Source organism: Silvanigrella aquatica, from assembly GCF_001907975.1.
In the GTDB taxonomy this organism is placed as follows: Bacteria; Bdellovibrionota_B; Oligoflexia; order Silvanigrellales; family Silvanigrellaceae; genus Silvanigrella; species Silvanigrella aquatica.
On the sequence record NZ_CP017834.1, the window covers coordinates 2,483,523 to 2,504,745 of the forward strand.

Consider the following 21,223-nt stretch of genomic DNA (forward strand, 5'->3'; position numbering starts at 1 on the left):
GAAAGCTTTTCCTAGTTGCCTTTTTACAAGAGTCCTCTTAAAAAATAGGCTCCAACACGATAATGTGTTTTGGAGCATTTTTTTTTAGGAATAAAAAGATGAATACAAAAAAAAGTAAGCTTTCTCAGGAAGTTATTGCAGGTCTTACCACCTTTTTCACAATGTCATACATTGTCATCGTGAATCCCCAAGTCATGTCCTCACCAGGCACAGGAATGTCTCTCACAGGATCTCTCACAGCCACGGTGCTTATTTCTTTTTTGATGAGCTTCATAGCGGGAATTTATATAAAACTCCCCTATGCTCTCGCTCCGGGAATGGGATTAAATGTATTTATAGCTTATTCGCTTATTATTGGTGAAAAAATTCCTTGGCCTACTGCGTTAGGCCTTATTTTTTGGTCAAGTGTTTTATTTATTGTTGTTTCCATATTTCCTATTCGGCAAAAAATTGTAGAAGCTCTACCCAATAATATGAAACACGCTATGTCCTGTGGTATTGGTTTATTTCTTGCCTTTATTGGATTAAAAAACTTGGGGTTAATAGTATCTCACCCCGCAACTTATGTCGCACTCGGAGATATTAATTTTACAATTGCTTTAGGAATTCTTGGATTTGGCATTGCCTTTATCTTGTACCACAAGAAGAAACCCTACGCTTTTCTTATGTCAATCGTAATAGTTACTTTAATCGCTATCTTTACAAAACAAATTCAACTTCCTGAAAGTATTTTCTCACTTCCCGATTTCAAATCACATTTTTTTCAACTCGATTTAATTGGCTCTCTGAAATGGAGCTTTATTCCCGTCATTCTCGCTATATTTATCACTAATTTATTTGACTCTCTTTCCTCAATTATTGGTTTATCTACCAGTGCTGGATTTATTGATAAAAATGGAAATCCTCTGCAATTAAAACAAACTCTTTTAGTAGATTCCTTTGGATCTTTATTTTCAAGCCTTTTTGGAACTGCTCCCGCTACAGTGTTTATTGAAAGTTCTGCAGGTATTCAAGCGGGAGGAAAAACAGGCATCAGCTCCATAGTAACCGCATTTTGTTTTTTACCTTGTTTATTTATTGCTCCCTTAATTACAATTATTCCTGCTTATGCCACGACTCCTGTTCTCATCTTTGTTGGAATTTTAATGTGCCAAACTCTAAAACACATTCATGCCGATAAAATGGATGATATTATTCCTATCTTCTTAACAATTATTTTAATGCCTTTGACATTCTCAATAACCCAAGGCGTGCTCTGGGGAATTGTCAGTTACGTTATTTTCAAAGTGATTGTTGGCAAAATTAAAATGATCAGTCCCGTCTTGTGGATACTCGCAATTATCTGTTTCTTAGCACTCGTTACAGAACATAGTACTTTAATAAAATATTTAATGACGTTTAATTAAAGTGTGATTAAAAGATAATAATTTTTCTTAGTTGTTTAGAAAAAAATGGCCTGAGCTTGGTTAGAAAGTTTACTCTTTTAGGTCTCTCTGAAATTTTAAAATCCTAATGAAATCAAGTATAAGAGTTGCTACTAAATTCTTCGCCCGCCGACAATTTGTATGTATTCATACAAATTCATATAAAAACCCTTTATTTTTAAGATAAAATGCCGTATGATAACATACATGGATATAACCCTGGAGGTGCCGCCATGGACGGTATAAATATTAATAAAAAAACTGAAGTTTCAGAGGAGATGGTATTAGGAAAAGCCTTTTGGAAGATAGCTCATCTTTATGGCTTTAACAGAGAACAACAAGCTGGTTTACTTGGGTTACCTAACTACAGGCAACGACTTATTAAGCTTGAAAAAGAGCAGCTTATTCCAAAGGATGTTGATAAAAAAAATAGAGTAGGGCTATTGCTTGGAATTCATAAAAATCTAAGAATATTATTCCCTTATAATCGAGAAATTGTTTATAGCTGGATGAGTCATCCGGAAGAAGTTCTTGGCGGCTTAGTTCCCATTGATTTCATTCTTGAAGACCCCGCACTTTCGTATGAGCGTTTGGCATTTGTAAGAAGAAGGCTTGATTATATTAGGTGTGCTGGATGAGTGAAATATTAGATGGAATATTTGATTTAAAAATGGAATTTGAAGGCACTGCCTATCGCAATATTTACACAATTTATCAATCTCAAGACTTGTTTGATGACTTATGCACAGATTCAGATCAGATTGCTGTATTGCAAAAATATGAAAACATAACGAGCGGAGTTTTACACGAATCACACCAAAAACACAGGTTGTTTGATTATAGCAAGCTCCACACATCATCCCTAACAGGAGCATTTGATCCCCCTTATACCTTTGGCCGCTTCGGAGACGGTAACGGCTATGGTGTATGGTATTCAGCTATGGAGGAGAAAACTTCAATTTATGAGGCATTTTACCACCAATGGCAACTCGCTAAAGAGCAATTTAAAAATAACCCAAAAACAAACCTCATAACAATTGATCGAAAGATGTTCTCATGCGAACTGAAAAGTAATTATGTTCTTGACTTTCGAAGTCAATTCGCACTTTACGATAACCTCACATCAAATAAATACGATTTTTGTAATGAGCTAGGAAAAAGAGCAAGAGAGATGGGGGTTCAAATGATGATTGTTCCTTCTGCAAGAAATATAGGGGGACTGTGCTCCCCTGTTTTTTTACCTGAGGTGATTAAAAATGAAAGAGCAGTTTATTTTTTAAAATTTTACTTTCACAAGAGCGGCAAAGCTGAGATTGAGCGCATATCAAACAAAAAAGAATCATTTCACTTCCCGCCAAATTGGGGAACCGACGAACCGATCCAAACGCAAAAAGAAGAGCAAAATAATTTCAATTAAAAGATTTTTCAATATAGATTCAGATCTTCATTTTTTCGATATACTACAGTAGGATTTTAATCCAATTAATCACGCCTCTTAGTTTTTTATGATAATTTTAATATATTTGTTGAAAATTGAAAATATATTACATATAGACACTTTTGGATTGTTTTTTTATATAAAATATGTAGGTGTGTTGATGAAAAATATGTTTTTGAAATTTATCTTCATGTCAATTTTATTTACTCTTTCCACCTATACTGACAATGAGATTCAAGATTATGTATTTTATGTTATTCATGATAGTGAACAAAGCAAAAACATAGATGGAATACTTGTCAATGTTGTCGCCAATATTCAATGTAACACTTATGAAAAAACTCTTTCAATAAAAAATTTTAATATTCAGGAAGAAGGGGATAATAATTATCTGGATATTCCTGTAAAAAAAGGAGAAAATTGCCAATTAAATATAACACAATTTGAATTTAAACAACCGAACGAAGTCTCAAGTATTAAATACAGTGCAAAAGCAGGAGAAAAATTTAGCATACCCTTAAACTATGATCATCCTATTAAAATAAATACACAGATAGAATATTCTTTTGAATCAACACCAGTTGATGGCGAAGTTTATAAAATGGATTTAAAAGCTGTGACAGTTGATAACCCTGTTAAATTGTTTCCTGAGCTTTTCATTACTTATCCATAACATTTATAATTGCTAGCTTAATTTATGCAGTTAATTTAAAAAAGTAACCGATTTTATTCTCTTTTCATCACTCTGATTTAAAATACTATTTACAAAATCTATAAATATATTGTCAATTTTAAAAATTCACTCTACCAAAAACTTTTGAGCAGTATCAAACACTAAATTAACAGACAAACTATTATATGCAATACTCTCATTCTGATTTGCATTTTTCTTTTTAGAAATAAAAAACTTTTTAGGATGAAAATTGACGTCATTATTTTTTAAACAATATGATTTTTCTCCTAATGCGCCCCAACGTTCAGGAGAAGCAATTCCCATTAATGTGAGTGTTGGGGTGTGAGTTCCTGCGGCGATAAACTGCATAGAACTGGTATTTGTGATTAATAAAGATGACAGCTTAACTTCATCTACTAAGCTTAAAATATTTTGAGGTTGCAAAATGGGAAAATCATTTTTAGCGACTTCTTTTAACCATTCTGTTTCAAAGGGTGAGCCAATAATTTTAACTTCAGTCATTTCATTTTTTAATTTAAAAGCGAGTTCCCTAAAGTTTTTGCTTGCCCAAGCTTTTTCTCGAATACTTGCCGTAGGATTAATTAATATCACTTTTTTATTTTGATTCTTGTAAAAACTCTGTTTGTAATCATGGGGAAACCATTTTAGAGGGGGTAATCCCTTTTTTTTCCAATATTCTTTCCGCTCCCTAATATAATTATAATTCAAAGGAGCAATAATATCTAAATATCTATCTCTTTCATGAATTTCTTTAGATTTATCCCGCGTTGAAAAATGGGTAAATAAAATTTTTGCGGTATTTTTTTTATGCGCTCCCACTCGCATGGGAATTTTTGAAAAAAAAGATTTTAAGGCAAATCTTAAACTCTCACTTCTAAAATCAATTGTAATGTGAAAGTCTTTTAAAAACAGATTAAAAGAAGGTGCTGAAAAGGGGATTTCATTCCATGTATTGTAATCAATATTTGCTTTCCATAACTTTAATTTGCTAAAATTTTTATCTTTAATTTCTAAAATTGAATTAATTTGCGGCCACTGAAGAGGGTTTAATATTTCTTTCCAAAGCCCCGATCCAATGACTGTAACACTTGAATTGGAAAAGAGTTGGCAAAGTTCAAAGAGAGCGGCCGTCGCAACCAAAAGATCACCCAAGGCACCTGTATGATAAATGGCTATCCGATGTTTTTTGCTAAAAAATAAATCGTCTAGAGCCTGCAATGATGTTCCTTTCTCAATTCGTTTATTTTTAATAATTATCATAAATACATGTAATTAAAGAGCTTTTTAACTCTAGTACATTTCCCTTTTCATGACAATCGCAAGGACAAAATTGTTATCAAAATTACAAATAGGAATTAAAATGATTTTTATTAATTTGTTATATTACTAGATTTGCCCGCACTCTTTGCAAGAAACTATCAGCTGGTGTATGAGGTGATCGTGTTTGTATTCACCCGACAAGGAGGCTTAAAATGGCACTCATTTCTCTTAGACAACTTCTCGATCATGCTGCTGAAAATAATTATGGCGTTGCCGCTTTTAATGTAAATAACCTAGAACAAGTTCAGGCTATCATGGAAGCCGCAAAAGAAACAAATAGCCCTGTTATTCTCCAAGCGAGTCGCGGAGCACGTTCTTACACAAATGACATATTTTTAAGACACCTTATCCTTGGTGCTGTTGAACTTTATCCAGAAATTCCTGTGGTAATGCATCAGGATCACGGCAATAGTATGCAAACTTGCTTATCAGCTATTCGTAATGGCTTCACCAGCGTAATGATGGATGGAAGTCTCAAAGAAGATGCGAAAACACCTTCAGATTTTGAATACAATGTAAAAATCACCGCCGATGTCGTGCGCATTGCACACGCCATGGGAATTTCCGTTGAAGGCGAACTCGGCTGTCTAGGCTCCCTTGAAACAGGAAAAGGTGAAAAAGAAGATGGTCATGGTTTTGAAGGCACACTTTCCCACTCGCAACTTTTAACAGACCCACAAGAAGCTGCACAATTTGTAGAACTCACAAAAGTAGATGCCCTCGCTATTGCTATTGGCACAAGCCATGGTGCTTATAAATTCACCAAAAAACCCGACGGCAAAACTCTAGCCATGGACCGCATCCGTGAAATCCACAGACGCCTTCCCAATACGCACTTGGTTATGCACGGATCGAGTTCTGTTCCACAGGATCTGCAAGCGGAATTCCGTAAATACGGCGGCGAAATGAAAGAAACTTGGGGCGTTCCTGTAGAAGAAATTCAAGAAGGTATTAAAAACGGTGTACGTAAAATTAACGTCGATACCGACAACCGCTTAGCCATGACAACAGCCATTCGCAAATTACTCGCATCAAATCCTTCTGAATTTGATTTGAGAAAATTTATGACACCAGCACGCGATGCCATGAAAAAACTATGCGCACAACGCATGGTTGAATTTGGTCAAGCGGGACAAGCTTCAAAAATCAAACCTATGCCTTTAGACTCCATGGCAAAACGCTATGTTTAGTCATGACGACAAAGAGCTCGAACCTTTTCTTTTAAGTGATGAAAAAACCGTATTTCAATGCAGTATTTTTGCAGTTAAAGAAAAAAAAGCAGAAACTCAAGACAAGCAACACAGTTTAAATATTTACACTTTGGACTGTGCTAATTGGGTGAACGTTGTTCCTGTCACGGCTTCAGGACAAATTGTTCTCATTGAGCAGCATCGTTTTGGCACAAATAATTTTACCTTAGAAGTGCCCGGAGGTGCTGTTAATTTTGGTGAAAACGATGCCACCATGGCAGCTCTGCGCGAATTAGAAGAAGAAACGGGTCTGACCAGTCAGCGACTGCTGGGACTCTCGGGCTATTCCCCAAATGCGGCCATTCAGAGCAATAAAGTAACATATTTTATTGCCTTTGATGTCCAACCTCTGCAAACTAAAGCTGAACATGACGACCCATTTGAAAATATTAAATTACATTTTATGAATATCAAAGAAGCGGTAGAATTAGCCAGAACAGGGCGCATTTCAAATGTTATTTCTGCTTTTGCTCTTTTACTGGCAGAACCTTATTTAAATGCAAAATTTAAGCAACCTCAGTAATTTCGGTACGACGTATCACCGTCACGCGAATTTGTCCGGGGTACTCGACTTCTTCTTCGAGTTTTTTTGCAATCCCTTCTGCTAAACCTGTAATATCTTTTTGCTTTACTCTACTATTATCAACAAAAACATGAACTTCTCTACCAGCATGCATAATCGCGGAACCTGTCACACCCTGTTCTTGAAAACTGTTGATAACACCTGAAATACCGTCAATGCGTCTGTGATAACCTTCTTCCATATCCACGCGGGCACCAGGACGTGCTCCTGACATGGCATCGGCTGCTTTTAAAATATAAGCGTAAGGCGTTTCCACAATTTTATCGTCGTGGTGAGCTAAAACGGTATCAACAATATCTTCTTTTTCACCAAATCGCGTTGCATAATCACCGCTAATAACAGCGTGACTGCCTTCTATTTTATAATCTAAAACTTTGCCAATATCGTGTAAAATTCCTGCTCGTTTTGCGGTCACAGCATTCACTCCAATTTCATCGGCAATCATACCTGCCAAACGAGCGACTTCTATAGAATGAAAATATTGATTTTGCCTGTGACTTGTCCTGTAGTTTAAAGAGCCAATAAGCTTTAAAATTTCCGGATGTACATTGGGAAAAATGCCGAGATTTTTAATAGCATCTTCTCCTAATTTCAAAATATATCTATCTAAAAAGCGACGGTGTTTATCAAAAATACCTTTGATTTTATCTTCATGATAAATATCTTTTGCAATCATTTCTTCTAAAGTCAGACGGATCATTTCTTTATCAACACCTAAACCACTGGATATTTTTAACATGGAAGGCATTTCGTCATTAATGGTTAAAACACTAATAGAAGATTCCGTACCTGCAATAAGGGAAGAAATAATGGGTGATTCTTCATGAAAGTATTTTTCTAATGTGTCTTTAGAGTTTACAGGAACGATAAAAGAAGATTTTGGCCAAATAAAACTAGGTTGATATCTTAAATAAATAGAATTTAATGAATTTCTTGCTAATTTTTGCGATTCAGATTTTAGCATTTCAGAATTATCCATGAGCCACTTCGTAATGCCTAATTTTTCAGCAGCAATAAGTTCTTCTGACATATCACGAAATAATTCCGATTTATTCTTACCTATTTTATGTTCCAAATTATTTTGATAATTTTTATGAATTTCTTGGCATTGATTCTCAAGTTCTTTTGATTTTTGAATAGAACTTTCAACAATAATTTTCTTTTTATTAAATTCTTCCTCTCTCTTTTCAAGTTCATTCGCGAATTTATCTACTTCGGATTGTCTCTCATTTAATTCCTGTTCATAAATTTCATTATGACTCATAATCATTTCACGTTCATTATCCAGTTGAACGGCTTCCGATTGATATTGTTCTTTTGTCGCAATTAATGCTTCTTCTAATATCATTTTTCTTTGGGCTTCGGCACTTTTTAAAATGGCTTCAACGTTTTCTTTTACAGGAATTTCACCTAAACTCCCTAAAGAGCGACGAGCAAAGGCCTTTGCAAGAATGACCCCACCAGACATTCCCAGGGCGGCTCCCAATATGGAATAAACTAACCAATGCATTTTAAAACCTTCATATTTTAATTACTTTTTAGTTATGAAATAAGCAGTTCAATAAAACTGCTCTTCCTGAGTTTTTCTCAATAGAACAACTCCTCATAAAAGGGTATCACGGATATTTTCAGAGAGAAACAACAAAGAATTAGGAGATATTTTATGCCTGAGCAACTTCCAAATCGAGATTTTTTAGAGCAAATGATTCGAAAAGCAGGAGCTCTGACTTTGCAGTATTTTCAAAAAAGCTTTCAATTTAAAGAAAAAGGAGACAATCAAGGTATTGTTACCGATGCCGATTTTGCTTCAGAAAACCTTATAAAACAGGAAATTCATAGTTTATTTCCCGATCACGATATTTTAGCTGAAGAGTCAGGGCATAGTAAATACGCGTCTTCTGCTTCGCAGAGTAAGATTCCCTTATGGATTATCGATCCTCTCGATGGCACTACGAATTTTTCAAAAGGCAATCCCTACTACTGTATCTCCGTCGCCTTTGGCGCGTGTCTCAAAGGTCGATTTCACGCTCAATTAGGCGCTATTTATCAACCCACGACAAATCGCCTTTATATTGCGGAAAAGGGAAAAGGATCTTTTTTAAATGGGAATAAAATGTCTATTTCTAAATTAACATCATTGCATTTAGCAAGTATAGCAACGGGATTTAGTTCCAATAAAGGTAAAAACTTAATTCCTGTTTCAAAAACCATTGCAGAAATTCAAAATAGAACCTTAGGACTTCGTATCAATGGTGCAGCAGCATTGGATTTAGCCCATTTGGCAGAAGGTATTTTTGACGGATTTTACGAACACCCTCTGGCTCCCTGGGATATGGCCGCAGGATCTCTTCTCATCGAGGAGGCGGGAGGAAAAGTAACAAATTTCTATGGCGAAGAATTTTGTCCCTTAAATGATAGAGGTATAATCTCATCTAATGAGTATTTATTTAATGAATTATTCAATATAATAAAAGACAATTATGAATTATAATTTTGTAACTTAATCAAATTTTTTTATGAACTTTCTTTTTAGGCAATACAGGAGAAGATTTCTCATCAGCATTATCATTATTATCTGGAGTTATACTTAATTCTAAATGATTATCTAAACTGTTAGAGTGATCATCTAAAGCATTTCTTGAATACACTCCTCCTGGTTCTGTACCATCTATGACATATACAGACACGGCATCTCTTGAAGTACTGTATTCTCCTGTTTCCTTATCAATTCTAATTTCATGAATTCCAGGAGGCTTTGGCCAGCTTTGTTGAGCATAAATCCGCACTGCGGTTTGCATAATATTTTTCCAAATAGGCACAGCCATGACCGATCCGGTTCCACCACCACCTAGAGTTTTGGAATTGTCATCATAACCAACCCAAACACCGCCTACCAATTGAGAAGCAATACCTAAGAACCAAGCATCTGAACTTTGATTTGTGGTTCCTGTTTTTCCGGCAACATAGGGCGATACCCCTAAGGCTCCTTGCCCTGTACCCATATTTACAACATGTCTCATCATATTTAAAGTAACATATGCAGATTGGGGAGAAATCAATTGCAACGAAGAAGGCTCTTCTGTCTTATCTATTGTTTTTCCAGGTAAATAAGGAGCATCTTGTACATTTTCTGGCACAACTTCCAAAGGATATATTTTTCCATCTTTCGAGGAATAAATAATTTTACCATTTCTATCAACTATTTCTTGAATATAATAGGCTAGCGTCATTTGACCTTGATTTGGAAAAACAGAATAAGCTTGCACCATTTTAAGAAGTGAAGCAGAGCCTGATCCTAATGCAATACTTAAATCAGAATAAGGCCAGTTAAATCCAAAACGACTGAGTTGTTTCGTTATTTTTAAAGAACCTATAGTTTGATACAAAAAGATACTAGGAATATTTAAACTCTGTGCAAGACATTGTAAAAGAGTTGTACGACCTGTTTCTTTACCACCATAGTTTTCTGGTTTCCATCCATCAAAATCAATTTTAGGACTATCAATTTTTGAAGCTGGACTAAAACCGGAATCAATAGCGTAGGAATAATATAAAGGTTTTACACTGCTTCCAACTTGTCTTTCTGCTTGTGTTGCCCGATTAAATTGGCTTTGTAAAAAGTGTTCACCACCTACCATAGCTAATATTTCACCATTTCGTGTGTCCATTACCAATGCGGCTGCTTCAATTCCAACAGAGTCTGCTAGTGTGTATCTTAATATATTATCCTTCACGGGTGCTTCAAAATGTTTTGCATAATTAATTAAATTAGGTAAGAAGTTTTTATCGTTTATAATTCTGGAATGTATTTTCTTATTCACTTTTAAAACATGAATTTCATCGCCAACTTTTAAAATATTATTGACATCAGGTTCCACATCTTCAATATCTCTCTCCGATTTTATGGCCCAACTTATTTCTTCTACAGGAATTACTCCCAAACCTCTTTGCGTAACAATACCTACGGCACGCAAAGTATCATCAATGGAGACAACAACTGCACGTTCATATTCTGTTTCTTTAATAGGTAAGTTTACAAGAGTTTTAATATAGTCACGAAATCCATTGCCATGGCGTTTAATAGAGCCCTTATAACTTCTTCGCGATTGATATAAATCAGCAAATGCCTGAACAGAAGTGAGCGCAGCATTTTGAATACGGGAATTTAATGTTGTATAAATAGTTAAACCACTTGTTCCTAAATTATCTATATCAAGTTGATTCTGAAGTTGTTTCTTTATCTCAGCAATAAAGTAAGGAGCTATTTTATTATTTGGCGATTCTGCTTTATAAGCCACAACTTTTTCAGTCATTGCCCTATCATATTGATTTTTAGTAATGAATCCTAATTTATGCATACGTTCTAATACATAGGCTTGTCTTGATTTTGCAGCTGTAAAATTATCAGTGGGATCATATGTCGAAGGAGCAGGAGTAAGCCCAGCAATCATAGCAGATTCACCTAATGTTAAATTCATATTTGCTTTATGAAAATAATTTTGAGCTGCCGCTTCAACACCATAAGCTCCATTTCCTAAATAAATGGTATTTAAATACAATTCTAATATTTTATCTTTAGGAAAGGACTCTTCTATTTCTCTTGCCACAATAATATCTTTTATTTTACGAACAATAGTTCTTTCTTTTGATAAGAGGACATTCTTAGCAAGTTGTTGAGTTATGGTACTTCCACCCTGTTTTTGATTTGAAAATGTTATAAAATGGAAAGAAGCTCTTAAAAATCCTTTCCAATCAAAACCATGATGATTATAAAAATCAGAATCTTCCGCGGCAATAAAAGCATTTTTAATAAAGGGAGAAATTTCATTAATAAGAACGGGATAGCGTCTTTCTTCAAAAATTTCAGCAATTTTAACACCGTCTTGACTGTAAATTAAGGTTGGTAAAGCCGGCTCATAATTGGTCAGTTTTTCTAAATTAGGCAAAGATTTTTTAATTCTATAAAATCCATAAATTAAAAAAACAACCACCAATAGGCCTATAAACGCAAAGATAAGTTTTTTTCTATTTTGGAAAATAAAATCAACCACCTTACCTTCTCCCTCAAATCTCTCTAGCTCTCTTAATGTAGACCCCTCTATTTCGGCAGCCCTATATAAGAAATGAGGAGGGATTTTAAAGACAAAGTTAACATTATGTAATTAAAGACTTAATTAATCATTTCAATCACAAATGCTTCATGTTAAGGATGAATAGCAAACACCTTGATGATGAACTAAGCATCTTATCAAGGGTAAAAAGAACGGAATAGAGCTAAAAGAATGAGGTATTTATTACAATGACAAATCATGACGAGCACAAAAAAAATACTAAAAATCATGAACATATGCACAATTCACAAGAACATGGCGAACACGGCGACCATCATCACCACGAGCACGGTGAACACTGCAATCATCACCACGAGCACGGTGAACACGGCAATCATCACCACGAGCACGGTGAACACGGCAATCATCACCACGAGCACGGTGAACACGGCAACCATCACCACGAGCACGGTGAACACTGCAATCATCACCACCATGAACATATAAATTATCAAAGACATCAATATACCGAGCAAGAATTAAGCAATTTTAATTCCCAAGGTTTAGAAAATTTATTTCAATCCATAAACACTCTACTTGAAGAAGAAAACTATGGAAAAGCAGTTCCTGTTCTTGAACTTGTTTTAAGTAAAATAGAAAATAGTTCTGACAAAAACATTGAAAATGATAATTATGTTTTTGACATCAAAAATCATTTAGCACTTTCCTATGGAATTATTGGAGAACATGACAAGTCTTTACCTTTATGGAAAGAAATTATTTCTCAAATTGAAGCTCAAGACGACACAGAAGAAACATTAGAAGCTTATTACAATGCAGCTTTATCAGCCGAACAGGCTAAAAATAATACATTATTTATTGATTATTTAAATAAAGGATTAACCATAGCTGTTGCAAATGATTTAAAACATTGGGAAGCAACTTTTGAACATGAAATTGGTGTTTCCTTATTTGATGCAAATGACCTACAGGCTGCCGAGAAGAAATTTATAAAAGCAATCGAAATTCTAGAAAAAATTAATGAAGAAGAAGGCTTGGTTTCTTCATATTATCAATTAGCATTCACCTTAGAAAAACAACAAAATATTAAAAAAGCAAGAGAATTTTACGAAAAGGCTTTAAAACTTTCTAAGGAAGAAAGCATTCGTGAGTTTGTAGAATATGAGCGTTCTTTAATTGAAGAAAGACTTGCACATATAAATAATGATCAACTTCAAAGCAAACTTTTAAATTTTTAATATTATTCATTATGATGAGCCTCGTTCGCTTGCTCGCAAGGCTCAATTTCAAATTGAATTGTAGAATGAGTAATTTGAAAATCATCATCCAACATTTTTCTTAATTTCTTTAAAATAAAATGTTGTTCATAATGATTTGTTTTTGCATAAATAATATGAACAGATAAGCTAATTTTATTTTGAGCAATTGCCCAAACATGAAGATCATGCAAACCAATTATCCCCGATATTGATAAAATGGCATTTTTTATCTCTTCTAATTGAATTCCATCAGGAACTCCTTCAAGTAAAATATTAATACTGTCTTTAAATAAAATCCAAGATCGAGGAATAATCCATAAACCAATAGCAACAGCAATTGCAGAATCCACCCATTGCCAATGAGTTAATTTTATAATAATGGCAGCGATAATAACACCAAAAGAAGAAATCATGTCACTTAATATTTCTAAATAAGCACCTTTTATATTTAAGCTTTCATTTTTATCATGACTTAAAATTTTAAGGCAAATGACATTAATGATGAGTCCAGTAATAGATACAAAAAGCATGACATAAGTATTAATTTCAACTTTATTTTTATCAATGAGTCTTAAATAAGACTCATATAAAATATAAATCGACATAAGCATAAGTAAAATAGCATTAAATGCAGGAGCAAGAACCTCAAAACGATAATATCCAAAAGTTCTTTTTTTATCTGCAGGCTTTTTTGATATTTTAATTGAAATGAGTGCGACTGCGATAGCAACCACATCAGTTAGCATATGAGCTGCATCAGATAAAAGAGCGAGGCTTTTTGATAAAATTCCCGCCGCAATTTCAACTCCAAAAAAACTAATCGTTAATAATAATGCCAAAATAAGGGGAAATTCTTTGGAATGAGAATGATTGTGATTTCCTGACATAAATGCCCCTCTGTTCTATAAGCTTTTATGTTCGGCTCTTCATTTTGATATTTAAGCAATATATTTCAACATTCTTAGATATATATAAAAAAATTGATTTATATTTGATAATGATAATTATTTTCAATATACATAATAACGATTTGCGGTCGACGCAGTTTTAAAAGCACTCCATTTAAAAACATAAAGAAGGGTCACCTATGAAAATTTCACGCAGAGTTTTTAGAAATGTCTTTGTCTCTTTCTTGTTTACAGGTTTTTTTGCATCAATAGCAGGAGCTTCTGATAAAGAAAATGTGGTCAATCTCTATACATCACGCCATTATGGAGTTGATCATGAGCTATTCCAAAAGTTTGAAAAAGAAACAGGTATTAAAGTTAACGAAATTCAAATTAAAGAAGCTGCTCAACTCATAGAAAGAGTAAAAAGTGAAGGTAAAAAAAGTCCTGCCGATGTTATCATCACTGTTGACATCGGAAATGCCTGGAAAGCGGAGCAAGCTGAGTTATATCAATCGATAAGCACTCCGACATTAAAAAATTCCGTACCTGCTAATTTAATAGGCCCCGATCAAAAATGGTACGCTCTTACCTTACGGGGACGCGCTATTGTTTATGATAAAACCAGAGTAAAAGAAAATGAAATTCAAAACTATGAAGATCTCGCCAAAGAGCAATTTAAAGGTCGCATTTTAGCAAGAACATCTAATCATGTGTATAATCAATCCCTTGTTGCCTCATTACTCAGTGCTCATGGAGCTGAGAAAACTGAAAATTGGACCAAAATTATAACTGAAAATTTAGCGCGTAAACCAGAAGGTGGCGATATCGATCAAATGAAAGCCATTGCACAAAACAAAGGTGATATTGCCATTGTAAATACCTACTATTATGCGCGTCTATTAAAATCAGAAGATCCCGAAGATCAAAAAGTTGTAAAAAATTTAGCGATTGTATTTCCAAACCAAAAAAACAGGGGCATGCATATTAATGCCAGTATTGGAGGCATAACAAAATATGCACCGCATAAAGAAAATGCAATTAAATTCATGGAATTTATGGTGAGTAAAAAGGCACAAGAAATACTCGCACAAATGAATAATGAATATCCTGTGAGAAACGATGTGGAATGGACTCATGTTCTTAAAAACATGGGAAAACCAAAATTTGATACGTTAAATCTTTCTAAAATTGGTGAAAACACTCCTAAAGCCATAGTTATTTTAGACAAAGTAGGGTGGCGCTAATTTCCTAATTATTATTTGAGGTTTTGGGTTTGAAGATTTTTTTAATTTTATTTCTTTCCGTATTTATCATTCCCATTGCATCTATTTTTATTTATCTTTTGTCACCAGACAGGGAAGTCTGGAGACATTTGTATTCTACAGTACTTGGTACATATATTAGTAATACCATTTTTTTATCAGCATCTGTTTGTTTTGTTACTTTATTATTAGGTGTGTCATTAGCATGGCTCATTTCTTATTATCAATTTCCTCTTAAAAAAATATTTGAATGGGCATTATTACTTCCTTTTTCTTTTCCTGCATATATTTTAGCTTATGTATATTATTCTCAAAAGGATAAATTTATTGATTTAAACTCATATGCTGCTGCTATCATCATTATGAGTCTTGCCTTTTATCCCTATGTTTATTTATTTAGCAAACAAGCCTTTTCTGAAATTTCACCTTCAATTATTTATGCTTCTAAGTTATTTCATAATTCACCTTTAAAAACATTTTGGAAAATCATATTACCCCTGTCACAGCCTGCTATTTTTTCAGGAACGTTGCTTGTCTGTATGGAAGTTATGGGAGATTTTGGAACTGTGGACTTTTTTTCTATTGATACCTTAGCAACAGGTATTTATAGAACATGGTTTGGCTTGGGAAGTATGAATGGAGCCATTCAAATCGTATTCATTCTTTTTTCATTTATAACCAGCGCTGTCTTATTAGATTTATATTTTAAAAAAAAGAAACGATTTTATCAAAATCAACTTCCTTATAAACAAAAAATAGAAAGAAAACTCACTGGTATTTATGGATATTTGGCAAGTATTTTCTGCTTTATTCCTATTACATGTGCATTTATTCTCCCGGTATTTATTCTTTTATACAATGTCTATCAATTAGGGGTGAAAGCTTTTGATAAAGAATTTTTAGAGATTTCAGTAAGATCTTTCCTGCTTTCTTTAAGTGCCTCTGTATTTTGTATTTTATTAGGATTTATCTTTGCTACTATTAAAAAATTTAAAAGAGAAAAATCCATTAAGATTATGGCAGAAAGTATTTCTCTTGGTTATGCTATTCCAGGATCGGTTTTGGCCATCACAGTATTATACACTTTAAAAATATTTGATGATTTATTTTCTAATATATATTTTTTTATTTTTCAGAAAGAATATCCTGCGCTCATTTTAAGTGGAACTATATTCGCATTATTTTATGCCTATTCTATAAAGTTTACTTCCGTATCTTTTCACAGCATTCAATCAAGTATGACAAAAATATCCCCCTCTTTATTTTGGGCATCCCGTATTTTAGGATATTCCACAATAACTACAACATTTAAAATATATTTTCCTATATTAAAAAATTCATTATTAATTTCATTTATTTTAATATTTGTAGATATTATTAAAGAATTACCTGCCACAATGGTACTACGACCTTTTAATTTTGAAACCATTGCCATAAAAACTTATAATCTTGCCTCTGATGAACGCTTAAAAGAAGCTTCACCCGTTGCTTTACTGATTGTTTTTTTAGGAATTATACCCGTATATATTTTATCAAAATATAATCTCAATACCAAAAAAGAAACAAAAAATGCTGACTGATAAAATTAAAGACAATAATAATATAATATTAAATATAAAAAATATTTTTCATAAATATAATAATATAAATATTCTTAAAAATATTTCTTTTCATATTAAGAAAGGCGAAATTATTAGTATTTTAGGGTCTTCAGGTTGCGGTAAATCAACATTATTACGTGTTATTTCAGGAATTGAGCCCCTATCTAAAGGGCAAATATTTATTGAAAATGAAGAAGTTGCTGGTAAATCTATTCACATTGCTCCCGAAAAAAGAGGAGTAGGGCTTGTTTTCCAAGATCTTGCTTTATTTCCTCACATTAAGATTCAGAAAAATATCGAATATGGGCTCTCGCATTTAAATAAATTAGAAAAAAAAGCACGTGTTTTTGAAATGCTTACCCTTGTAAAAATGGAAAGTTTTCATGACACATATCCTCACTTATTATCCGGTGGTCAACAACAACGCGTCGCTTTAGCAAGGTCTCTCGCTCCTTTACCAAAAATCTTGTTACTTGATGAACCTTTTTCAGGTTTAGATATGAATTTAAGAAGAACTCTTTGTCTTGAAGTCAGAAATATTTTAAAGCAAAGTCAAATGACATCATTATTCGTTACCCATGATGCAACAGAAGCTCTCATGTTTTCAGATAAAATCATTATATTAAATAATGGTGAAATAGAGCAATTTGATACACCTCAAAAAATATATCATCATCCTAAAAACTCCTTTGTTGCCTCATTTTTTGGAATGATAAATAAAGTTATAGTAACAAATATTCTCGTTAAAAAATTTCCAATTCTGAATAAAAATATTTTTCAAATTCAAGATAATAAAAATTTATATCTTTACTTTCGTCCCGAAGCCATTTCTATTCAATCACAAACTGATGAAAATAATATTTGTTTTAACGCTCAAATTATTTCTATTCAATATTTTGGTTCCTATGTCTTAGCAAAATTAATAACCGAGGAGTTTGGTAATATTATTGCTCAATTTTCATCACAAGAAGATCTTAAAATAGGAAATCGTATTTCACTAGAAATAAAGAATAATCTTTTATTTTATTTTCCAGACTAGTATTTAAATACATTTAAAAATTCTTTTAAGGAAAAAATAACTGTTTGACTTAAAATCTTCATCTCTTCAGTAGATTCTTTTTTAGGACAGACAACGACGCCTGCCATTTGTAAATCAAGACCAAATTACAAATATTTACTTCCACTTTCATAATAAAGGATATTGGGATGATTTGTATTGTTAAAAATTTGGAATATGTTTGTACCTCCCGAAATCATGGTGTAAAGTGATTCCTTTTAGTGGACAATATGCTATGAACTTAGGCGTTCATATAGAAGGGTTGTCCCATGGTAAAGAAGAAATCAGTTAAAAGTCAATATTCTCTTGAGTTTAAAAACCAAGTCCTTGAAGTCTTAGAAAATAGCCCTAAAAGCATGGCTCAGATAGCTAGGGAGTTTGAGGTTTCCTACCCCACTCTGAATAGCTGGAAGCGTTCTATTGGCGAAAAGGAAAATTCAAATATAAAGAAAAACTCTGACGAATTGAAAAAGCTAAAGCGAGAATACGAGCTTTTAAAAAAGGAAAATGAAATCCTAAAAAAGGCGGCAAGCTTCTTTGCAAAGCAACTCGATTAAAATACGAGTTTATATTGCTAGAGAAGCTTAATTATCCTATTCTTTTACTTTGCAAAGTAATGTGCGTTTCTAAAAGTGGATTTTATAAATGGCTTGAGTGTAAAGATAAAAATCATCAATTTGAGTTTAGCCTTGAAGAAGAAATAAAAAAAATACATACTTCTTCAAGGGGTACATATGGAAGACGGCGAATTTTATCAACACTTAAAAAGTCATTTATTAAAGTTGGAAAAAAACGAATATCCAAGATTATGAAGAAACTAAATCTGAATGGGGTCGGCAAACCTAAATTTAAAACAACAACAAAGGTTGATAGGCAAGCGATACATTTTCCGAATTTAATTTCAGGGGATTTTACTTCCTATAAGCCCAACGAACTTTGGACCAGCGATATTACTTATATTCCAACGAAAGAGGGCTGGGTTTATTTGTGCATAATATTGGATACTTTTTCAAGAGCAATAATTGGTTGGAGCATGCAAGATAATCTAAAAAGAGAAATTGTTTTGAATTCACTAAACATGGCATACAAAAAAAGATCTCATTTTCCAAATGGAATAATTTTTCATAGTGACAAAGGATCACAATATTCAAGTAAAGAAGTTAGAAAATATTTAAAATTAAATCATTTTCATCAAAGCATGAGCAATAGCTGCTATGAGAATTCTATTACAGAAACATTTTTTTCCACTCTAAAAAAAGAATTGGTACATCGATGCAATTTTCTTACTAGAAAAGAAGCAAAATCTTCGATTATAGAATATATTGAGGTGTTTTATAATCGAATTCGTGCGCACTCTGCCCTTGATTATCTTGCACCATTAGAGTATGAAAAAAATTATGAAATTTAACCGTCCACTTTTCGGGGATCACACCAGTGCCATCTATGATAAACCATTTGTCACTCCAATTTTTATACTTAATTTTCTCTGCAAAATTATTAAAATCAAATATATCTAAAGATGCTAAAATTCACATATAAAGCATTATTTTCCTGTGGTTCAAAAAACATAAATTTTTTCCAAATATCAATACTTTCATTTTGTAATGATAAATTTAAATTATTATTATAATTCTCAAGATAATTTGTATTGAATAAACCTATTTCATCCATAAAATTATACCCTTCGGCTATTTCAAATATTGGTTAGATATTATAAATATTTATAATGAAAAGATAATTATTTTTTAAAATATAATTTACTCTCACATTACAACACTTATAATAATCTCATGTAAATTTGAGAATTTATGCTACATCAATTCTTAATACTATTGGGAAGTATTAATTTTATTATGCAGACTCTATAAAGAAAGATTAGAATTCAAAAAATCATATGTCAAAAAATATGTTTGAGAAAGTATTACCTATTTTCGACTTGATTCTCATATTATGTTATTTACTAATTAATTGAATAAAAAAAGGAGAATATTATATATGATTCGCAAAATATTTTTGTTAATTTTTATCCTCATTACTATATTTTTAAGTTACGTTTCAATGCAGCCTTCAAATTTTAAAATTGTTCGTGAATTAAAAATCAATGCACCACCTGAAACAGTATTTAATTATGTAAATGATCTGCGCAAGTTTACAGAATGGAATCCTTGGTCAAAAATCGACCCCCAAGCAAAACAAATATTTAAAGGACCCATATCAGGTAAAGGAGCCAGTTATAGCTGGGAAGGTAACAATGACGTGGGCACAGGAAGTATGACCATAATCGAAACCCAGCCATATGCTTTTATAAAAATCCAACTTGATATGATAAAACCCTTTTCAGACACAAATAATGTTGAATTTTCATTTAAAGCAGATGGAAATGCAACAAATATTTCATGGACAATAAAAGGAAAAGCCAATTTTATCTCTAAATTATTTTGCGTTTTCATTGATAGAGATAAAATTATTGGAAGTGAGTTTGAAAAAGGTCTGCAAAACCTTAAAAAATTAGCAGAAAATATAAAAAAATAATCTTTAGATTTTATCAAATTCTTCTATGAAATCTAATATTGCTAAGGAACATTCTTCTTCTGTGATGGCTCCTCTATCTGGCAATGATTTTATATAAACAAGCCTGTTTAAGTGCGATTTAGACTTGGTAATACGGTACGATTTATAGGTATTATTTTGCTCCACTAAATCCTTAGCATATTTTTCTAATTCTTCTATAAGTTTTAAATAATCTGTCAAACCATATTTCTCATACTCATTGATAAATGAAATAGCTAAAGTAATAATTCCTGCTTCCACACCCTGTTTGGATTTCCCAAAAATAGCATGCACCGAAGCTCCGGCAGATTCCTCACCTTCCAGCTTTCCAGCTTCTTCCGATTTGTCATTTGGAGGGGGAGTATGGGTCGGATTTTCTTCTTTGGATTCAGGTTTGACCTCAGAAGAGGAGGACAATTCTGCTGACGCTTCTGCTGACGCTTCTGCTGTTACCTCTAACTGGGGTTCCTGCTGAGGATCAGGCACTACTACAGGCTTTTCTTCCACTACTACAGGCTTTTCTTCTGCAAATGACGTTTGCTCAGACTCTGAGTTCTTATCCACAGAATTAGGCATCACCTGAGAGGCGTCAGATGCCTCAGTATCTTCAGCAGGTGTTGGTAAATTCTGTGGTTTTTCAGGATCAGAAGAACTCATAAAATCCTTTTTTCAACTAAATTATTTCGACTAAAAATTGCAAAACCAAGACAAATCAGCACAAAGCCACGTACAGGTTATATATCGGATTGTTATTTATAAATCGTGAATAAGTATATTTTTACTCAATTAAATCAATGCATTAAAAGATTAAAAAAGAGTGTTT

At 33.0% G+C, this 21,223-nt stretch carries 20 protein-coding genes; 14 read left to right on the plus strand and 6 right to left on the minus strand.

Going from position 1 to position 21,223, the window contains the following annotated elements; translation table 11 throughout:
• Positions 1-98: 98 nt before the first annotated feature.
• From AXG55_RS10510 to AXG55_RS10525, 4 genes are all read left to right on the plus strand, one after another.
• The gene (locus AXG55_RS10510; protein ID WP_233231153.1) at positions 99-1,406 is read left to right on the plus strand and encodes an NCS2 family permease; all 1,308 of its coding nucleotides are present in this window, start codon (positions 99-101) and stop codon (positions 1,404-1,406) included.
• A 251-nt stretch (positions 1,407-1,657) separates the two neighbouring features.
• The gene (locus tag AXG55_RS10515) at positions 1,658-2,062 is read left to right on the plus strand and encodes an antitoxin Xre/MbcA/ParS toxin-binding domain-containing protein (protein ID WP_148698081.1); all 405 of its coding nucleotides are present in this window, start codon (positions 1,658-1,660) and stop codon (positions 2,060-2,062) included.
• Positions 2,059-2,841 (plus strand): RES family NAD+ phosphorylase, encoded by a 783-nt coding sequence (locus AXG55_RS10520; RefSeq protein ID WP_148698082.1) that lies wholly within the window; start codon positions 2,059-2,061, stop codon positions 2,839-2,841. The genes AXG55_RS10515 and AXG55_RS10520 overlap by 4 nt, the downstream gene beginning before the upstream one ends.
• A gap of 181 nt (positions 2,842-3,022) precedes the next feature.
• Complete coding sequence (locus tag AXG55_RS10525) at positions 3,023-3,535, plus strand: hypothetical protein (RefSeq protein WP_233231154.1); 513 nt, start codon at positions 3,023-3,025, stop codon at positions 3,533-3,535.
• 126 nt (positions 3,536-3,661) lie between these two features.
• Here the strand turns inward: AXG55_RS10525 and AXG55_RS10530 are convergent, their stop codons facing one another.
• Positions 3,662-4,774 carry a glycosyltransferase family 9 protein gene (locus AXG55_RS10530; RefSeq protein ID WP_233231155.1) on the minus strand — a complete coding sequence of 371 codons (1,113 nt, stop codon included), beginning with the start codon at positions 4,772-4,774 and terminating at the stop codon, positions 3,662-3,664.
• 254 nt (positions 4,775-5,028) lie between these two features.
• Here AXG55_RS10530 and fba point away from each other — a divergent pair, with 254 nt between their 5' ends.
• Both fba and AXG55_RS10540 read left to right on the plus strand, forming a co-directional pair.
• Complete coding sequence (gene fba / locus AXG55_RS10535) at positions 5,029-6,066, plus strand: class II fructose-bisphosphate aldolase (RefSeq protein WP_148698085.1); 1,038 nt, start codon at positions 5,029-5,031, stop codon at positions 6,064-6,066.
• Positions 6,059-6,649: an NUDIX hydrolase gene (locus AXG55_RS10540; protein WP_148698086.1), complete on the plus strand. Its 591-nt coding sequence runs from the start codon at positions 6,059-6,061 to the stop codon at positions 6,647-6,649. The genes fba and AXG55_RS10540 overlap by 8 nt, the downstream gene beginning before the upstream one ends.
• Here the strand turns inward: AXG55_RS10540 and AXG55_RS10545 are convergent.
• Entirely contained in the window at positions 6,633-8,219 is a 1,587-nt protein-coding gene (locus AXG55_RS10545) for an HD domain-containing protein (protein ID WP_148698087.1), read from the minus strand. The two genes, AXG55_RS10540 and AXG55_RS10545, sit on opposite strands and share 17 nt — an antisense overlap.
• A 153-nt stretch (positions 8,220-8,372) precedes the next feature.
• Between AXG55_RS10545 and AXG55_RS10550 the strand changes: the two genes are divergently transcribed.
• Positions 8,373-9,200: an inositol monophosphatase family protein gene (locus AXG55_RS10550; protein ID WP_148698088.1), complete on the plus strand. Its 828-nt coding sequence runs from the start codon at positions 8,373-8,375 to the stop codon at positions 9,198-9,200.
• 13 nt (positions 9,201-9,213) lie between these two features.
• On the opposite strand, the gene AXG55_RS10555 is transcribed toward AXG55_RS10550, so the two are convergent.
• Positions 9,214-11,760 carry a penicillin-binding protein 1A gene (locus AXG55_RS10555; protein ID WP_233231156.1) on the minus strand — a complete coding sequence of 849 codons (2,547 nt, stop codon included), beginning with the start codon at positions 11,758-11,760 and terminating at the stop codon, positions 9,214-9,216.
• Positions 11,761-12,008: 248 nt separating this feature from the next.
• Between AXG55_RS10555 and AXG55_RS10560 the strand changes: the two genes are divergently transcribed.
• The gene (locus AXG55_RS10560) at positions 12,009-13,019 is read left to right on the plus strand and encodes a tetratricopeptide repeat protein (protein WP_148698090.1); all 1,011 of its coding nucleotides are present in this window, start codon (positions 12,009-12,011) and stop codon (positions 13,017-13,019) included.
• A gap of 2 nt (positions 13,020-13,021) precedes the next feature.
• Here AXG55_RS10560 and AXG55_RS10565 read toward each other — a convergent pair whose 3' ends face one another.
• Positions 13,022-13,927, minus strand: a complete 906-nt coding sequence (locus tag AXG55_RS10565; RefSeq protein WP_148698091.1) for a cation diffusion facilitator family transporter — start codon at positions 13,925-13,927, stop codon at positions 13,022-13,024.
• 200 nt (positions 13,928-14,127) lie between these two features.
• Between AXG55_RS10565 and AXG55_RS10570 the strand changes: the two genes are divergently transcribed.
• The 5 genes from AXG55_RS10570 to AXG55_RS10590 all read left to right on the plus strand — a co-directional run bounded on the left by AXG55_RS10570 (position 14,128) and on the right by AXG55_RS10590 (position 19,258).
• The gene (locus AXG55_RS10570; RefSeq protein ID WP_148698092.1) at positions 14,128-15,174 is read left to right on the plus strand and encodes a Fe(3+) ABC transporter substrate-binding protein; all 1,047 of its coding nucleotides are present in this window, start codon (positions 14,128-14,130) and stop codon (positions 15,172-15,174) included.
• Positions 15,175-15,203: 29 nt separating this feature from the next.
• Complete coding sequence (locus AXG55_RS10575) at positions 15,204-16,772, plus strand: ABC transporter permease (RefSeq protein ID WP_233231157.1); 1,569 nt, start codon at positions 15,204-15,206, stop codon at positions 16,770-16,772.
• Positions 16,762-17,832, plus strand: a complete 1,071-nt coding sequence (locus tag AXG55_RS10580; RefSeq protein WP_148698094.1) for an ABC transporter ATP-binding protein — start codon at positions 16,762-16,764, stop codon at positions 17,830-17,832. Before AXG55_RS10575 ends, AXG55_RS10580 begins: the two co-directional genes overlap by 11 nt.
• Before the next feature lie 287 nt (positions 17,833-18,119).
• Positions 18,120-18,407 (plus strand): transposase, encoded by a 288-nt coding sequence (locus AXG55_RS10585; protein WP_148696238.1) that lies wholly within the window; start codon positions 18,120-18,122, stop codon positions 18,405-18,407.
• 14 nt (positions 18,408-18,421) lie between these two features.
• Positions 18,422-19,258, plus strand: coding sequence for an IS3 family transposase (locus tag AXG55_RS10590; protein ID WP_148696237.1), 837 nt, complete (start codon positions 18,422-18,424; stop codon positions 19,256-19,258).
• Between the two features lie 95 nt (positions 19,259-19,353).
• On the opposite strand, the gene AXG55_RS14885 is transcribed toward AXG55_RS10590, so the two are convergent.
• Positions 19,354-19,521 (minus strand): hypothetical protein, encoded by a 168-nt coding sequence (locus tag AXG55_RS14885; protein WP_233231158.1) that lies wholly within the window; start codon positions 19,519-19,521, stop codon positions 19,354-19,356.
• A gap of 324 nt (positions 19,522-19,845) precedes the next feature.
• Between AXG55_RS14885 and AXG55_RS10595 the strand changes: the two genes are divergently transcribed.
• Entirely contained in the window at positions 19,846-20,382 is a 537-nt protein-coding gene (locus tag AXG55_RS10595) for an SRPBCC family protein (protein WP_148698095.1), read from the plus strand.
• 3 nt (positions 20,383-20,385) lie between these two features.
• Here AXG55_RS10595 and AXG55_RS10600 read toward each other — a convergent pair whose 3' ends face one another.
• Positions 20,386-21,057: a hypothetical protein gene (locus tag AXG55_RS10600; RefSeq protein WP_148698096.1), complete on the minus strand. Its 672-nt coding sequence runs from the start codon at positions 21,055-21,057 to the stop codon at positions 20,386-20,388.
• Between the last annotated feature and the right edge of the window lie 166 nt (positions 21,058-21,223).

Bases quoted from the DNA above. Each gene is read 5' to 3' on its own strand.
- AXG55_RS10510 (WP_233231153.1), top strand. From the start codon at position 99: ATGAATACAAAAAAAAGTAAGCTTTCTCAGGAAGTTATTGCAGGTCTT.
- AXG55_RS10515 (WP_148698081.1), top strand. From the start codon at position 1,658: ATGGACGGTATAAATATTAATAAAAAAACTGAAGTTTCAGAGGAGATG.
- AXG55_RS10520 (WP_148698082.1), top strand. From the start codon at position 2,059: ATGAGTGAAATATTAGATGGAATATTTGATTTAAAAATGGAATTTGAA.
- AXG55_RS10525 (WP_233231154.1), top strand. From the start codon at position 3,023: ATGAAAAATATGTTTTTGAAATTTATCTTCATGTCAATTTTATTTACT.
- fba (WP_148698085.1), top strand. From the start codon at position 5,029: ATGGCACTCATTTCTCTTAGACAACTTCTCGATCATGCTGCTGAAAAT.
- AXG55_RS10540 (WP_148698086.1), top strand. From the start codon at position 6,059: ATGTTTAGTCATGACGACAAAGAGCTCGAACCTTTTCTTTTAAGTGAT.
- AXG55_RS10545 (WP_148698087.1), bottom strand. From the start codon at position 8,219: ATGCATTGGTTAGTTTATTCCATATTGGGAGCCGCCCTGGGAATGTCT.
- AXG55_RS10550 (WP_148698088.1), top strand. From the start codon at position 8,373: ATGCCTGAGCAACTTCCAAATCGAGATTTTTTAGAGCAAATGATTCGA.
- AXG55_RS10560 (WP_148698090.1), top strand. From the start codon at position 12,009: ATGACAAATCATGACGAGCACAAAAAAAATACTAAAAATCATGAACAT.
- AXG55_RS10565 (WP_148698091.1), bottom strand. From the start codon at position 13,927: ATGTCAGGAAATCACAATCATTCTCATTCCAAAGAATTTCCCCTTATT.
- AXG55_RS10570 (WP_148698092.1), top strand. From the start codon at position 14,128: ATGAAAATTTCACGCAGAGTTTTTAGAAATGTCTTTGTCTCTTTCTTG.
- AXG55_RS10580 (WP_148698094.1), top strand. From the start codon at position 16,762: ATGCTGACTGATAAAATTAAAGACAATAATAATATAATATTAAATATA.
- AXG55_RS10585 (WP_148696238.1), top strand. From the start codon at position 18,120: ATGGTAAAGAAGAAATCAGTTAAAAGTCAATATTCTCTTGAGTTTAAA.
- AXG55_RS14885 (WP_233231158.1), bottom strand. From the start codon at position 19,521: ATGGATGAAATAGGTTTATTCAATACAAATTATCTTGAGAATTATAAT.
- AXG55_RS10595 (WP_148698095.1), top strand. From the start codon at position 19,846: ATGATTCGCAAAATATTTTTGTTAATTTTTATCCTCATTACTATATTT.
- AXG55_RS10600 (WP_148698096.1), bottom strand. From the start codon at position 21,057: ATGAGTTCTTCTGATCCTGAAAAACCACAGAATTTACCAACACCTGCT.